Source organism: Cohnella pontilimi (genome assembly GCF_005049045.1).
GTDB classification, from domain to species: domain Bacteria; phylum Bacillota; class Bacilli; order Paenibacillales; family Paenibacillaceae; genus Cohnella; species Cohnella pontilimi.
On record NZ_SUPK01000003.1, the window covers coordinates 314,969 to 329,533 of the forward strand.

General features: G+C 54.0%; 13 protein-coding genes and 1 pseudogene. All 14 read right to left on the minus strand.

The genetic code is table 11. From position 1 onward, the window contains the following. Positions 1-270: 270 nt before the first annotated feature. Positions 271-756 (minus strand): DinB family protein, encoded by a 486-nt coding sequence (locus E5161_RS08260; protein WP_136777241.1) that lies wholly within the window; start codon positions 754-756, stop codon positions 271-273. A gap of 284 nt (positions 757-1,040) precedes the next feature. Next, the gene (locus E5161_RS08265) at positions 1,041-1,262 is read right to left on the minus strand and encodes a hypothetical protein (protein ID WP_136777242.1); all 222 of its coding nucleotides are present in this window, start codon (positions 1,260-1,262) and stop codon (positions 1,041-1,043) included. 19 nt (positions 1,263-1,281) lie between these two features. Beyond that, positions 1,282-2,130 (minus strand): annotated as a pseudogene (gene rpoD / locus E5161_RS08270) (RNA polymerase sigma factor RpoD); the annotation flags it as partial. 302 nt (positions 2,131-2,432) lie between these two features. Continuing rightward, positions 2,433-3,947 carry an alpha/beta hydrolase family protein gene (locus E5161_RS08275; RefSeq protein WP_136777243.1) on the minus strand — a complete coding sequence of 505 codons (1,515 nt, stop codon included), beginning with the start codon at positions 3,945-3,947 and terminating at the stop codon, positions 2,433-2,435. Between the two features lie 30 nt (positions 3,948-3,977). Beyond that, positions 3,978-4,751 (minus strand): ABC transporter permease, encoded by a 774-nt coding sequence (locus tag E5161_RS08280; RefSeq protein ID WP_136777244.1) that lies wholly within the window; start codon positions 4,749-4,751, stop codon positions 3,978-3,980. Further along, positions 4,744-5,664: an ABC transporter ATP-binding protein gene (locus E5161_RS08285; protein ID WP_136777245.1), complete on the minus strand. Its 921-nt coding sequence runs from the start codon at positions 5,662-5,664 to the stop codon at positions 4,744-4,746. Before E5161_RS08285 ends, E5161_RS08280 begins: the two co-directional genes overlap by 8 nt. Before the next feature lie 95 nt (positions 5,665-5,759). Further along, positions 5,760-6,683, minus strand: a complete 924-nt coding sequence (locus E5161_RS08290) for a sensor histidine kinase (protein ID WP_136777246.1) — start codon at positions 6,681-6,683, stop codon at positions 5,760-5,762. Positions 6,684-6,687: 4 nt separating this feature from the next. Next, entirely contained in the window at positions 6,688-7,392 is a 705-nt protein-coding gene (locus E5161_RS08295) for a response regulator transcription factor (protein WP_136777247.1), read from the minus strand. A 171-nt stretch (positions 7,393-7,563) separates the two neighbouring features. Next, positions 7,564-8,523, minus strand: a complete 960-nt coding sequence (locus E5161_RS08300) for a Gfo/Idh/MocA family protein (RefSeq protein WP_136777248.1) — start codon at positions 8,521-8,523, stop codon at positions 7,564-7,566. A 510-nt stretch (positions 8,524-9,033) separates the two neighbouring features. After that, positions 9,034-9,360: an SCP2 sterol-binding domain-containing protein gene (locus E5161_RS08305; protein ID WP_136777249.1), complete on the minus strand. Its 327-nt coding sequence runs from the start codon at positions 9,358-9,360 to the stop codon at positions 9,034-9,036. A gap of 21 nt (positions 9,361-9,381) precedes the next feature. Further along, complete coding sequence (locus tag E5161_RS08310) at positions 9,382-9,816, minus strand: PaaI family thioesterase (protein ID WP_246042147.1); 435 nt, start codon at positions 9,814-9,816, stop codon at positions 9,382-9,384. Between the two features lie 24 nt (positions 9,817-9,840). Next, entirely contained in the window at positions 9,841-11,529 is a 1,689-nt protein-coding gene (locus E5161_RS08315; RefSeq protein WP_136777250.1) for a long-chain-fatty-acid--CoA ligase, read from the minus strand. Between the two features lie 28 nt (positions 11,530-11,557). Beyond that, positions 11,558-13,339: an acyl-CoA dehydrogenase family protein gene (locus E5161_RS08320; RefSeq protein WP_136777251.1), complete on the minus strand. Its 1,782-nt coding sequence runs from the start codon at positions 13,337-13,339 to the stop codon at positions 11,558-11,560. A 33-nt stretch (positions 13,340-13,372) separates the two neighbouring features. Further along, positions 13,373-14,557 (minus strand): acetyl-CoA C-acetyltransferase, encoded by a 1,185-nt coding sequence (locus tag E5161_RS08325; RefSeq protein WP_136777252.1) that lies wholly within the window; start codon positions 14,555-14,557, stop codon positions 13,373-13,375. Positions 14,558-14,565: the final 8 nt, after the last annotated feature.

Here is a 14,565-nt window from a genome sequence, read left to right on the forward strand (position 1 = left end):
ACTAGACAGCCAGCGAACCCAGGTGATCAGCGCAAATAAGTAGCACGCTGCTACTAGACAGCCAGCGAACCCAGGTGATCAGCGCAAATAAGTAGCACGCTGCTACTAGACAGCCAGCGAATCAAGGCGATGGACGAAAATAAGTAGCACACAGCTACTAGACAGCCAGCGAACCCACGTGATTGGCGTAAATAAGTAGCGCACAGCTACTAGACAGCCAGCGAATTCAGGCGATCGGCGCAAATAAGCAGTGCACAGCTACTAGATGGGTTATTGATCTTCTTGCGGAACTGGCAGAAGCCCGCGGCCAATCACGTTTGCCGACACCGGTTTTTCACCGAGCTCGCGGGACCAAACCGAAAGCTGCCCAATGTGGTGAATTTCATGGGCTATCACGTGACGCAGGATGGCACCCTTCGCAAAGCTCTGATTCCACCAAGGAACGTATACGGCTTGTTTATCCATTTCCTCTTTCCAGGAGGACACGAACGATTCCACGAACGGATGCAAATCGGCAGACAATTGCCGCACCTTGGCCAAGGTGTCATATTGGGCAATTTCGAATTCTGGTTCTTCCAACTCACCCTGCAGAAACCACAACCAGCTGTATTCCACATCGACGATGTGGAGCAGGGTTTTCAAGATTCCGCCGACACCCCCTACTCGAACTTTCAACAATTCCTCGTGAGGAATTCGCTCGCACCAATCGAACCAATCTTCTCTCACCAGCCAGTTGTACTGAAACATCGTTTGCATGTAATCGCCTCCGAATGTTGAGTGAAATTCGAAAATACGCGCCGTGTAACTCCCATGCCACAACAAAAAAGCCATGGGCAGCAGCCCACGCTAAAAGGAATCGATCATTTCGACCATCGTCAGGTGCTCGAAACGCCGAATTTCTCCGCCCGGGGTGCCAATTTCGTCCCAATATCGTTCTGTATGGTCACCATGGCACCCACCTCCTTGGAATCATCTGACATAACTGTACTCAATGGGACAGTCCGCCGTCAATGTATCAATCAGCTTAAACAGTTTTCATCTCACAGCTGCCGCCATTCCACGACGAACTCGCCTTCCAGTCCGCGTCCGCCTTCGAATCGGCTGTGCTCTTCGAGAACGTTGCCGCATTCGCAGGAGATTTGATCCGCCCCGTAGTTATCCGTTCCGAAAGTAATCGGCTCGTTCCGATAATTACGCCGGCCGGGAGCCACTGTCAATTCTCCGCCGCAATTCAAACAACGAATGACAAAACCAGACTTCATCGTTTATCCGCCGCCTTCCTTAGTCTTCGAGAAACTCTTTGAGACGTTTGCTCCTGCTCGGATGACGCAGCTTGCGCAAAGCCTTGGCTTCGATCTGGCGAATGCGTTCGCGGGTGACGCCGAATACTTTGCCGACTTCCTCCAGCGTGCGCGTACGGCCATCGTCGAGTCCGAAGCGAAGCCGAATGACATCCTCCTCGCGGTCGGTGAGCGTGTCGAGAATGTCCTTCACCTGTTCCTTCAGCAACTCCTGCGCCGCGGCATCTTCCGGGGCGGCAACGTCCGGATCCTCGATAAAATCGCCTAATTTCGAATCATTCTCCTCACCTACCGGCATCTCCATGGAGACCGGTTCTTGGGCGATTTTCTGAATTTCGCGGATTCGCTCCACGCTCAGCTCCATGACTTCCCCGATCTCTTCCGGCGTCGGTTCACGGCCGAGCTCCTGAACCAGCTGCCGTGTGACGCGAATCAGCTTGTTCATCGTTTCGATCATGTGCACCGGAATCCGGATCGTTCTCGCCTGGTCGGCAATCGCGCGGGTGATCGCTTGGCGGATCCACCAGGTGGCATAAGTGCTGAACCTGTAGCCTTTGGTGTGGTCGAATTTTTCCACGGCTTTCATGAGACCGATATTCCCTTCTTGGATGAGATCCAAGAACAGCATACCTCGTCCGGCATACCGTCTCGCGATGCTGACCACCAAGCGGAGGTTGGCCTCCGTCAGCAGCCGTTTCGCTTCTTCATCTCCACGCTCGATTCGCTGGGCGAGTTCAACCTCCTCTTCCGTGGAAAGAAGCCGGGAACGGCCGATTTCTTTCAAATACATTCTCACCGGATCGTTCGAATCTACGCCCGGCGGCAGCGAAAATTGTTGCAGGCTCTGCAGCTCTTTGTCTTCTGTGGCCATCTCCAGCTCCCCTTCTCCAACCAAGTGTTGACAAAGCAATCCGGTTGTGTTACGATATGAACAAGTATGTCTTAGAGTAAATCCCATTGTAACATTTTTCATAGGCAAACACAATATATTTGTACCCATAAAAATCAAAGTGCAGGGATACTCCACTGACGACCAAACGTTTATGATTTTTCGCACAATAAAGTAATAAAGAAAGAGGAACCTGCTGAGTGCGGTTCCTCTTTATTATTAAGCTATCGGACACTTCCTTCTCAATGAAGCTGTACATTTTTCAATTCGGGGTAACTTTGAAGCAAGGAGTCTAGGGAGACTTTCGCGTTCCCCAAATGCCGGTCGAAGAAGGTGGACACGACGGCGCTCGAGATGACGAGACATCGCTCCGGGTTAACACTCCCATGTATTCCGATCACCTCGCGTACCTTGCCGATCCCGAAGATTAGGCCTAAGTCGGTGAACAACAAGTGATCGCTTCCTTCAATTGCGTATAAGTTACCTGACGCCTTCAAGACGTCGGCAAGTCCTCGCGCATATTCAACCGATCGCTCGTAAACGGCTTCATATGCTTCCTTACTGCCGTACATCGAGACGGTAATTTCTTGATCGAGCTGCGGCATATCATCATACTTCTGCAGGAGACTTTCCCGTTTCTCAATCGATTGAAGATGATTATACGTGTTCGCCACCATGAGATAGGGGGCCATCGGGACACTGTCAAGTTTAGGTGTCACAAACACGCGCCCATCCAAGTTGACGGCCGCCTTCACTCGGGGTTCGTTGATGGCCAAATTATAAGCAACCGCTCCGCCGACGGAATGGCCGATTGCTCCGATATGATCCATATCCAGCTTGCCTTTGAACATCGACTCCATTCGGCCGGCATTCATATCTCCCAACTCGTTGATGACGAACTTAGAATCGTCGAACATAATCTTCGTTAGAACTTCGCCGGGATCCCCTTCGCTAAAATCGGTCGCCGCATCGCTATGATGTACGATTCTATCCGGGAACGCCGTCATGGCGGATATATACGTATGATCGATCGCGACAACCACATAGCCATGACTGGCGAGGTCCTCGCTCAGGGCTGCTTGGACTTCCATGGAAGCTCCTGCTCCGTGGGAGAACAGTATGACCGGGTATTTCGCTTGCTGATCGGAAAGCGCGAGATCCTCTTTGGAATGCGTCTTTACCAGTTTCAGGTGGTCCAACACGAAAGACGGCAGCCCTTGATAAAACTCGGTAAACGCCCGGATCTGCTCCTGATCGCCACGGAAATAACGTGCATAAGGCTTGGAGTTTTCCTTCTTGGCGGGATAATACACTTTCACCATCAACTCGCGCTTTGTCGGTGTTTTGTCCAGAAACGGATCGTTACGCTTTTCATCGACAAGATGGACGTACTTCACTCCAACGGTATAGCTGCCGGTCGGCTTGGGCAGCGCAAATACAGGAAGTGCATATGTGAGGAAAAAAGAAATGGCAAGAATGACTATTGAAAAAAGAAGCGTGACCGCTTTTATTAGTCTGGGAGTTTTGACCGCGCAAAACTTCGTGCTCGATTTGATCAAGGCATAGATGGCTAACAACCCGACAAACAGATACGAGAATGCCATCTGGTAACGGAACCCTTCCACGATCCCGTGCAGTATGAGTACGGCCGCGTTTGCCCCGGCAGTACCTAGCCATACATTCTTTGAGTGCTTGCCATTGCTCAGCAGCAATGAGAGCACATTGATGGCGATCAAGATGAATTCCAATGTCCTCATCGGATGAACTCCTATCCAGGTTTTATATGCTTAAGAACCGCTATGCACGTCGTGCTTGGAGTAATAGACGATACTGTAGAGCAGTCCGGCAAGGAACGTAATCGACAGGATCGACAGTGCCGGGACCGCGAACGGATTGGGTCCGTCGTTGTCGGCGATGCCTTGGGCGAGGTCTCGGACCGGCCAGAACGGGGTGAGCCAAGGGAACATAATGTTTTGGCGCCCGTGTCCGATTTCGCCGATGACGGTAACGATTGTCGTGAATACGCCGAGCACTGCCGTCGGGATGACGTTCTTCCCAACCATGCTAACCGCTGCCGCTACAGGTATCGTACCGAACGAGAGGATGCAGATCAGCGCGTTCGTTTTCAGCCCAGTCCAGATCATATGAACGTCCACTTTGTTATTCAGAAGCATGAGAAAGACGACGATAAATACCGATGCGCATGACAGCACGGTCGTCATCACGATCTGCAAGAACACGACCGCCAGCTTAGCCATAAGGATGTTCACGCGCGAGACAGGGTAGGAGAATAGTTGGTTGATCGTCCGTTCCTGATACTCACGTGCGAAGATGTAGGCGGTAATCAGGGCGAATATGGCCGGACCCATCATGATGAGAAACATCCCTTGGCGATAGAACATGTCCTGAATGTCTATGGCTGCAGACGTTCCGTCGGGGGTAACCCTCGGCAGGAAGGCGCCCAACGTCACCAGATTGGCCGGCAGAGCACCGAGCAACACCAGCCAACGGATTTTCGAATGCCTCAGTTTGAGCAATTCCGCGTAGATTACGTTAAGCATGCGATTCACCTCCGGTTAGTCTGAGAAAATAGTCTTCTAGACTATCCCCCGACAGCAAGATCTGTTTCACGCCTACTCCGTGGCTTATGAGTGTAAGGTTGACCTTGTCCGACTGCTCCAAATAATCGTACAGATGCACAATTCCGGGACCTGCAATGCGATAATCGGACACGCCGAGCTTCTGCTCGAGCACATAGGCCGCCTTTTTGTCGTCGTCGACCATGACCTCGAGGTAGTTCCGGGTCTTTCTCTGCAATGTGTCGTAATCGATCTCCTCAAGCAGCCAGCCGCGATGGATAATGCCGACCCGGGTAGCCAACTGCTCCACCTCGCTGAGCAAATGACTGGAAATAATAAAGGTGATGCCGCGTTGCCTGGCCAGATCGCGGAACAGCTGGCGAATTTCTTTGATTCCGCTCGGATCCAGCCCATTGGTCGGTTCGTCCAGAACAAGCAGTTCGGGATGGTGAAGCAGAGCTCGGGCAATGCCTAATCTTTGCTTCATCCCGAGCGAGTAGTTTTTCACCTTCTGATTTCGCGCATCGAGCAGTCCTACCATCGCAAGAACCTCTTCCATGATCTCTTTGTTGCCCATCCCCATCAGTCGGCGGTGGACTTCCAGATTCTCGACCGCGCTCAGGTTCAAATAAAATCCTGGATATTCGATGATGGCGCCGATTCGCTCCATCGCCCGAGCTCTGCCTCCGCTTAAGCTTTCGCCGAACAGCTCGATCTCGCCAGCCGTCGGTTTGATGAGGCCCAAAATCATGCGCAGCGTGGTCGTCTTGCCGGCGCCGTTCTGGCCGAGAAACCCGTAGATGTCACCGGACCTGATGTTCATATTCAGGTCGTTTACAACCGCCTGGTTTCCGTAGCGTTTGCTCAAGTTATTCGTTCGCAATACATAGCCCACGGATATCAACTCCTTTCGAAACCCAGTGTATCCTGCACTTCTCACATGCCGTTAATAATTTCCTTACAAACTCCTTAAATCGAAAAAAAGCCCGATCAGATTCTGATCAGGCTAAACGAAAATACAGTTTTCTCATGCGGGGCACTCGTTACGGCTATGCGCCCTCCCTGTTTCTCCACAAGATTTTTCGCTATAGTGAGCCCGAGTCCGGTGCCTTGCAGAGTGCTGTTCCTCGACGCCTCGCCGGTATACAGCCGCTCGAAGATACGAGGCAGATCCTGCTCCGCAACGCCATTGCCGCGGTCCCATACTTCCACCCAGACAACGTTCGGCTCTTCACGCAGGCTGATCCCGATCTCCTTGCCTTCACGTCCGTAACGCAGCGCATTCGAGATAAGGTTGTTCAGGATACGGCGCAGGTGTGCGGCATCCGCTCGAACATATACCGGCTTGTCCGGAAGCTTGATAATAGGTGTAATGTCGGCTTTCGTAAATTCGGGATAAAAGTCGAGGAGAATCTCGGGCACGAGCTCCGTCAGATTGACTCGCCCGAACTCGGGTACAGAGTCATCCGCTTCCAACCGGGCCAACTCGAAAAAATCCTGCAGCAGTGTGAGCAAAGCATCCCCCTTGCTCGCCGCTATACGAAGGAAGTCTGCTCGTTCTTCTTCGGACAGCGTCTCGTCCCGCTGCAGCGCTTCCATATAGCCGAGCAGCGAAGTCAACGGAGTACGCAGGTCGTGCGAAATATTTGCAATCAACCGTTTGCGCTCCTCCTCCAGAAATCGCATCCGATCGTATGCCTGCTGAAAGTAATCGACGAGCCGGTTCAGTTCCCCGCCCAGCTCTTGCATGGCCGGTTGTCTTGCATGCACGCGGTAGCGCATATTCATATTGCCGTTGCGTATTTCCAGCGTGGTCCAGGATATCTTCTTCAGTTCGCGCAGGAGATGGCTATATTTGAATAATAGAAATAGGCCGACTATGAGGAAAATAAAGATAACAACCGTCTCTACCATTCGATCACCCCTCGCCGAGCTTGTAGCCGAAGCCCCAAACCGTTTGAATGTACACAGGGTTTGACGGGTCCTTCTCGATTTTGGTGCGGATCCGGTTTATATGGACCATGACGGTGTTGTCGTCGGACATGCTCTCTTCCTGCCAGACGGATTGGAAGATTTGAGATTTCGTAAAGACGCGGGTCGGAGCGGATAGAAAAAGCTTCAGAATCGCAAACTCTTTGGCTGTAATCGGTTTCTTCTGTCCCCCTACGGTAAGCTCGCACGTCCCGGTATCGAGCTCCAGATCTCCGTATTTCAGCACCTTCGGCACCGCTGAAGCGACATCCGCTGCGCCAAAGCCCAAATAGCGGCGCAACTGTGCCTTCACTCGTGCGAGCAGTTCACCGATCGTAAACGGCTTCGCCATATAATCGTCGGCTCCGAGCTCGAGTCCTCGTATTTTGTCCATTTCCCGATCTCTGGCAGACAAAATGATGACCGGAATCGTCTTCGTCTCGCGGATTTTCCGCAAAATTTCCGCCCCGTCCGCAAGCGGCAGCATCATATCGAGAATGACCAGATGGTACTCGTGTTTCGCGATTTCCGAAAGCGCGTCTTTTCCGTTATAGACGGAATGCGCTTCGTATCCCTCTTTGCTCAAGTATTTGGTCACCAGTTGATTGATTTCGATATCGTCCTCAATCACGAGAATACAAGCCGTTTGCATCCGTATCCCCCGTTCGGCGAAATTCCGTCAGCCAGATTGGCAATTTTCCGAAAATTCAGATTTAAATTTTATCACAACTGATCAAATGACAAAACGAATCATACCGACACGGCTCTTCTTCCGCATGTTCAGATGTTTTCTGAAACTTCTATCCATTCTTATTAGTGGTCCTTACCCTCGCAACAGCGATTCGAGCGTTTGCTGAATTTCGTACCCTTCCGCGAAATCGACCAGTCTCGCCTTTTCTCCCCGTATCGCAGCCGCCAACTCATCCAGCAGCCCCAAAGTACGGTCGATTTCCGGCAAAGGGACTTCCGTTAGAGGTTCGTTCATTCCTCCGGCTTTGACGACATTCCAATCTTGAAGAGATAGTGTTCCTTGCGAGCCGTACATCGTGAAGGTGATGTTCTCTTTTTGAGCGATCTGGCTGAGTCCGTCGAACAGGACCGGCACTCCCCCGTCCAACTTCGCGCTTGCGAACATCGCGGTCTCGCACAAGGCAGGATCAGCCGGATATTGAACATGGGCATTCACATCCCGGATTGGCCCCAGTATGGCCCGGATCAAATGGATGAAATGAGGGAACACCTCGCGAATGAAGCCACCCTGCTCCCGGCCGCCGATCCAATGATTTTGCTGCCACGGTCTTGGCCACGTATGAAAATGTGCCTTCAACTCTACTCGCTTCAATTCGCCTAAGAAGCCTTCCGCTATCCGTTTGGCCATTTCCGCGTACGCCGCGCGATAGTAGGTAGGGAAGTTCATCGCATGGACCACGCCTGCCGATGCCGCGGCTTCGGACATTTCCTTCGCCTCTTCTTCCGAGTTGGCGAGAGGCTTCTCGCAAAGAACATGCTTCCGTGCCTTGAGCACATCCATCACAATCCCGTGATGAAACTTGGGAGGCACCCCTACATATATGAGATCGATAGCCGGATCGTCAAGGATCGTACGATAGTCGGTTGTCCAAGCCAACCGGTGAGTTTCCGCCGCCTGTTTCACGCGTTGTTCCGATGCGTCGCAGAGGACTGCAACCTGAAAAGCCGGATGCGCCCTCAGCGCCTGAAAAACTCTCTCCCCGACTCCTCCCAATCCGATAATACCCGCTCTTATGACCTTTTGCTGATCCATTTTCGCCCCTGCTTTCTACGACAAGATAGTAACAGCATAAGCTTCCGGCCCCAGGCTCGTCCAATGTCCAACCAACGTTCACCGTTACTAATAAGAATGCCGCGCAGTCTTACACCACACCAACCACGTTCACCGTTACTAATAAGAATGCCGCGCAGTCTTACATACCAGCCGTAGTTGTGGCTTGCTTCATTAAGCCGGTGTTGTCAGGGTAACCCCCTGCCGGCAGCGGGTTGCTGCAACCGTTAAGAGGTTCCCATCGGCTTAAACCCCGCTGACGACGGGTTGCTGCAACCGTTAAGAGGTTCCCACCGGCTTAAACCCCCGCTGACGACGGGTTGCTGCAACCGTTAAGAGGTTCCCACCGGCTTAAACCCCTGCCGAGCGCCACCCAGCGTGGTGGTTAAGAGGTTCCCACCGGCTTAAACCCCTGCCGGCGGCGGGTTGCGGTCGCGCTACCGCGCACAAAAAGCCTCCAAACCGCGCCGTAGGCGGGATTGGAGGCTTTGCTCAATTGCTATAATGCTTCAGCGCTTCCTGCAGCTTCAGGGCGAGACCGAGTTTGCCTTCCACCTTGAGCGAGCCGAGCATGAACGCCATCGTCGTATTGAGATCGTCGCGCAGCAGCTTCTCGAAATTCGCGTCCGACAAAATCAGCGTGCACTCGGGCGTATCCGGCGTCCCTTCCGACACCTCGACGCGGCCGTCGCGGAACTTCACTTGGAACGAGCCGCTCTCGGATAAGTCGAATTGGTACACATGCTGAAACGATCGAATCGGCTCCGGGTCGGCGTTCATTCGTTCCGCCACGGTCCGCAGCTCGTCGATTACGGCCATCTTCTCCACCTCGATCGTCGGTCAGTTGTCCTGCTTCTCGATGACCCGGAACGTGCCGGTTCCGAAAGCCAGCAAGTCTCCGTTGTCGTTCCTGGCGTAGGCTTGCGTCGTGACCATTTTGCGGGATATGTGCACGATTTCCGCCGTCACGATAATTTTGCCTTTCCCCGTGGGCGCCACGTAGTTCAAATTCAGATTGGTCGTGACGACGCTGTCCTGCGGTCTCGCCACCATGGCCATTAAGCCCATCGCCGAGTCGATCAAGGTCGCATGGACGCCGCCGTGCAAAATCCCGATTAGATTCAAATGATGAGGCTTGATGTCCAGCGATACCGTGATCTGCTTTTCCGTCAACTCCACAAACTCGCAGCCCAGCAATCCCCAGAACGTGGACTCCGCTTTCTTCTGCCACCGCTCTAATTGCGGATGAATATTGGCCATGTTCATTTCCGTCATTGCGCGTAAGTCCTCCCTTGCTGCTCAGCCGCTTTTTTGGTCCGTCAACTTGTCCATATCCTCTTCGATCAGCTTGCGGCGAAGCACTTTACCCGCCAGCGTCTTGGGAAGCGTTTCCCGGAACTCGTATACTTTGGGAACCTTATACGCCGCCAGCCTTTCTTTGCAAAAGCTCTTGAGCGCATCCGGATCGGGGCTGGCCCCCTTCTTCAGCACGATGTACGCTTTTACGGTTTCGCCCCGGTAAGCATCCATAATGCCTGCAACGGCGGCTTCTTCCACATCCGGATGTTCGAACAGCACTTCTTCCACTTCTCGCGGATAAATATTGTACCCGCCCGCGATGATCATATCTTTTTGCCGGTCCATAATGTAAAAGAAGCCGTCTTCGTCCATTTTGCCCAAGTCCCCGGTCAGCAGCCACCCGTCCTTGAGCACCTTCGCGGTTTCTTCCGGCCGGTTCCAATAGCCCTTCATCACCTGGGGGCCGCGAACCGCCAGTTCGCCGATTTCTCCCGGGTTCATATCTTCCAGCGTACCTGGCTGCACGATGCGCGCCTCGGTGTCCGGAAACGGGATGCCGATGGAGCCGGACTTGCGCTTCTCCCAAATATTATTGGCGTGCGTAACCGGGGAAGCTTCGGTCAATCCGTAGCCCTCAATCAGCTTGCCGCCGGAGAGCTCCTCGAAACGCTCCTGCACATGATGCGGCAAGGGAGCGGCCCCGCTGATGCACACGTTGATGGAGGAAAGGTCGACCTTATCGATGTCCGGATGGTTGATCACCGCCACATACATAGTAGGCGCGCCCGAGAACGTCGTCGGTTTTTTCTTGTTGATCATTTGCAGCACTTGCTTGATTTCGAACCGGGGCAGAAGAATCATTTTGCCGGCCAAATAAACGCTCTGATTCAAAACAACGGTAAGGCCGAACACGTGGAAAAAAGGCAGTGCCGCCAGCATGGTTTCCTTGCCCGTCTCCGCCTTGTAAAACCACATCCGGTTCTGGATCGTGTTCGCCACCAAATTGGCGTGCGTCAGCATGACGCCTTTGGCCAGCCCGGTCGTTCCGCCGGTGTACTGGACCAGGGCGAGATCCTCGTTCGCATCCACTTTCACATCCACGGGCGTGGCCGGCGACTGCTTCAGAAACTCCGTAAAGGACAGAACGCCGCCGCCGTACTGTACGGTGACCGCTTTTCCGTCCTTTCTTTGTTTCAAGCCGTACAAAATGTTTTTCGGAAATGGAAGATAATCTTGAATGGACGTCACGAGAATGTGATCAAGCGGCACTTTGTCCGTCGTTTTCTTCACCCGCTCCAGCAGCTGATCCAGCGTCACAATGATTCTGGCGCCAGAATCCGACAATTGATGCTCCAGCTCCCGGGGCATGTAGAGCGGGTTCGTCATCACGACGATCCCGCCCATCAGCAGCGTCCCGTAGTAAGCGATCACCGTCTGAGGAACGTTGGGCAGCATGACCGCGACCCGGTCCCCCTTGCGAACGCCCAGCCGAAGCAGGGCATTCGCAAACCGGTTGGCCGAGTCCAACAACGAGCGGTACGTGACCTTTTTCCCCATAAATTCCAGGGCAACTTGATTCGGATAGCGGGCTGCGGAATCCACTAAAAATTGGGCCAGATTTTGATTCGGGTAATCGATGGTCGGCGGAACTTCCGCAGGGTAATGCTGCAACCAAGGTTTGTTCGGCATGGCCGGCACCCCAATCTCACAAAGTGAGTTATACGACGTACTTTTCCGCTTCGATTACTCTGGCTGCAATATCACGTTTCAGACCGATCGTATCGACCGGCGTTTTGCGGGTGAGCTTCTTCAGCACCGACAGCTGCGTGCGAAGCATATCGCCCTCTTCCATATGGGCCAGCACTTCTTTGGCCCAGTTCTCGATCCGCGCAAATTCTTCATGAATATAGACGACAGTCATGTCGATCGCGTTACGTGCTTTCTCCTCGCCGGCTTTGTCGATCAGCTTGCGCGTCCGCAGCAGGGCGCTTTCCATCGCGAACACGCCGATCATGATATCCGCCAAATGGCTGAGCACTTCTTGCTCCTGCTCGAGCTTCATTTGGTACTTCTGTACCGCCTGAGCGCCGACCATGAGGAAGATCTTTTTGGCCATCGACAGCATGTGCGCTTCTTGCTCCAGCGTTCCTTCGAACAGCTGCGGTACGAGAGACATGAGTTCGGACTGCAGCGCCATCGCTTTCTGCATGAGCGGCAGCTCGCCCTTCATCGCCCGTTTGATCAAAGCGCCGGGGATGAGCAGCCGGTTGATTTCGTTCGTTCCTTCGAAAATGCGGTTGATGCGGGAATCGCGATAAATCCGTTCGATGCGGTACTCTTGAATGAAGCCGTAGCCGCCGTGAATTTGCACGCCTTCATCGGCGACGAAATCCAGCGTTTCTGAACCCAGCACTTTGTTGATGGAGCACTCGAGCTGGTATTCGGCAATCGCCTTCGCCGACTGGTAACCGACGTTGTCGCTGCCGTGGTCGACTTCTTTCAACCCTTCGTCAAAAAGTCCGGCCGTCCGGTACAACACGCTTTCCAGCACGAACGTCCGCATGTTCATCTCCGCCAGCTTTTTGCCGATCAGCGGGAAGGACGAAATTTTGCGGCCGAACTGCTGCCGTTGATTGGCGTATTTCGACGAATACTCGATGGCGTCCTTCGAGGATCCCAAGCAGCCGGAAGCCAATTTGAAGCGTCCGATGTTCAGAATGTTGAAGGCGATCAAGTGGCCTTTGCCGACTTCCCAGAGCAGGTTCTCCACCGGCACATGCACGTCTTCGAGAATGAGCGGGCACGTGGAGGACCCTTTAATGCCCATCTTCTTCTCTTCCGGCCCGATCGAAACGCCCGGCATCGTCCGTTCCACGATGAACGTGCTGAAGTCGGTGCCGTTCACTTTGGCGTACACGATGAAAATATCCGCAAAGCCCGCGTTCGTAATAAACTGCTTCGTTCCGTTCAACACATAGTACTTGCCGTCTTCGGTCAGCTTGGCGGTCGTTTTGGCGCCTTGGGCGTCCGAGCCGGAAGAAGGCTCCGTCAAGCAATAGGCGGCGATTTTCTCGGCGGTTGCGAGCGACGGCAAATATTTACGCTTCTGCTCTTCCGTACCGAAGTAAACGATCGGCAGCGTTCCGATCCCGATATGGGCGCCCGCCGACAGTGCGAACGCCGACGCCTTCGTCATGCGCTCGCTGATCAGCGTGGTGCTGACTTTGTCGAGACCCAGGCCGCCGTAAGCTTCGGGAACGTCGGCGCCGAGGAGGCCGAGCTCGCCGCCTTTGCGCAGCTTCTGTACCGTGAGCTCGTAGTTCAGCTTCTCGATTTCCTCGTCATGGGGAGCGATTTCTCCTTGCACGAAGTCATAGGCCGTGTCGCCGAACATGCGCTGCTCTTCCGTGAAATCTTCCGGCGTCACGATTTTCCGGTAGTCGAGATCTTCGATGATGAAGCTTCCGCCCAGCACTTTCTCATTCAGCACTTTGCTCATTCGTTTCCTCTCCCTGTTCCCGAATGGTAGATTTTATTCCGCGTGAACCTCAATAACGCCCGCAGCGCCCATACCTCCGCCGATACACATCGACACAACTCCGTACCCGCCTCCCCGGCGGCGAAGCTCGTGAATTAAAGTAGCCGAAAGCTTCGTTCCCGTGCATCCGAGCGGGTGTCCAAGGGCGATCGCGCCGCCGTTCACGTTCACTTTCTCTTCGTCGATCCCCAGCTCGCGAATGATGTGCACGCACTGGGAAGCGAACGCTTCGTTGATTTCAAACAGCTTCACGTCATCCAGCGTGATGCCGGCCATCTTGAGCGCTTTCGGGATCGCTTTGACCGGACCGACGCCCATAATCTCGGGTTCCACGCCCGACAGCGCGAAGGAGCGGAACGTCGCAAGAGGCTTCAACCCGAGCTCCTGGGCTTTTTCCTTGCTCATGAGCACGGCAGCCGCTGCTCCGTCGCTCATCTGCGACGAGTTGCCCGCCGTTACGGAGCCGACTACCTTAAACGACGGTTTCAGCTTCGCCAAACCTTCCACCGTCGTGTCGGGGCGTACGCCCTCATCCGTATCGAAAACGAAAGACTTCGTCTTCACCTTGCCGGCATCATCCACGCTCTTCAGCTCGGCATGCACGGGAACGATTTCGTCCCTGAACTTGCCTTCCGCAATCGCGCGGGCCGCTTTCTCGTGCGAGCGCGCAGCAAAACGATCCTGATCCTCGCGCGAGATGTTGAACCGCGAAGCGACGTTCTCGGCGGTGTGTCCCATGCCGATGTAGACTTCCGGCATTTCCTCCACGATCTTCGGGTTCGGCGACACTTTGAATCCTGTCATCGGCACATGACTCATGCTTTCCACGCCGCCGGCGATCACCACATCCGCATGGCCCAGCATGATCCGTTCGGCAGCGAACGCGATCGATTGCAGCCCGGACGAGCAAAACCGGTTAATCGTCAGCGCAGGAACCGTGTTCGGGAACCCCGCATACAGAGACATAATGCGTGCAAAGTTCAAACCTTGCTCGCCTTCCGGCATTGCGCAGCCGATGATGACGTCTTCTACGTCTTCTTTTCTTAAACCCGGCGCCCGCTTCACGACTTCTTCGAGCACGATTTTGCCCAAGTCGTCCGCCCGCGTCTGGACCAGGCTGCCTTTCTTGGCCTTGCCGACCGCGGTTCGCGCGACGGATACGATCACAGCTTCTTTCATCGGATTCT

What these genes read in the sequence shown, in the direction of transcription:
- E5161_RS08260 (WP_136777241.1), bottom strand. Translation starts at nt 756, where the DNA reads ATGCAAACGATGTTTCAGTACAACTGGCTGGTGAGAGAAGATTGGTTC.
- E5161_RS08265 (WP_136777242.1), bottom strand. Translation starts at nt 1,262, where the DNA reads ATGAAGTCTGGTTTTGTCATTCGTTGTTTGAATTGCGGCGGAGAATTG.
- E5161_RS08275 (WP_136777243.1), bottom strand. Translation starts at nt 3,947, where the DNA reads ATGAGGACATTGGAATTCATCTTGATCGCCATCAATGTGCTCTCATTG.
- E5161_RS08280 (WP_136777244.1), bottom strand. Translation starts at nt 4,751, where the DNA reads ATGCTTAACGTAATCTACGCGGAATTGCTCAAACTGAGGCATTCGAAA.
- E5161_RS08290 (WP_136777246.1), bottom strand. Translation starts at nt 6,683, where the DNA reads ATGGTAGAGACGGTTGTTATCTTTATTTTCCTCATAGTCGGCCTATTT.
- E5161_RS08295 (WP_136777247.1), bottom strand. Translation starts at nt 7,392, where the DNA reads ATGCAAACGGCTTGTATTCTCGTGATTGAGGACGATATCGAAATCAAT.
- E5161_RS08300 (WP_136777248.1), bottom strand. Translation starts at nt 8,523, where the DNA reads ATGGATCAGCAAAAGGTCATAAGAGCGGGTATTATCGGATTGGGAGGA.
- E5161_RS08305 (WP_136777249.1), bottom strand. Translation starts at nt 9,360, where the DNA reads ATGGCCGTAATCGACGAGCTGCGGACCGTGGCGGAACGAATGAACGCC.
- E5161_RS08310 (WP_246042147.1), bottom strand. Translation starts at nt 9,816, where the DNA reads ATGACGGAAATGAACATGGCCAATATTCATCCGCAATTAGAGCGGTGG.
- E5161_RS08315 (WP_136777250.1), bottom strand. Translation starts at nt 11,529, where the DNA reads ATGCCGAACAAACCTTGGTTGCAGCATTACCCTGCGGAAGTTCCGCCG.
- E5161_RS08320 (WP_136777251.1), bottom strand. Translation starts at nt 13,339, where the DNA reads ATGAGCAAAGTGCTGAATGAGAAAGTGCTGGGCGGAAGCTTCATCATC.
- E5161_RS08325 (WP_136777252.1), bottom strand. Translation starts at nt 14,557, where the DNA reads ATGAAAGAAGCTGTGATCGTATCCGTCGCGCGAACCGCGGTCGGCAAG.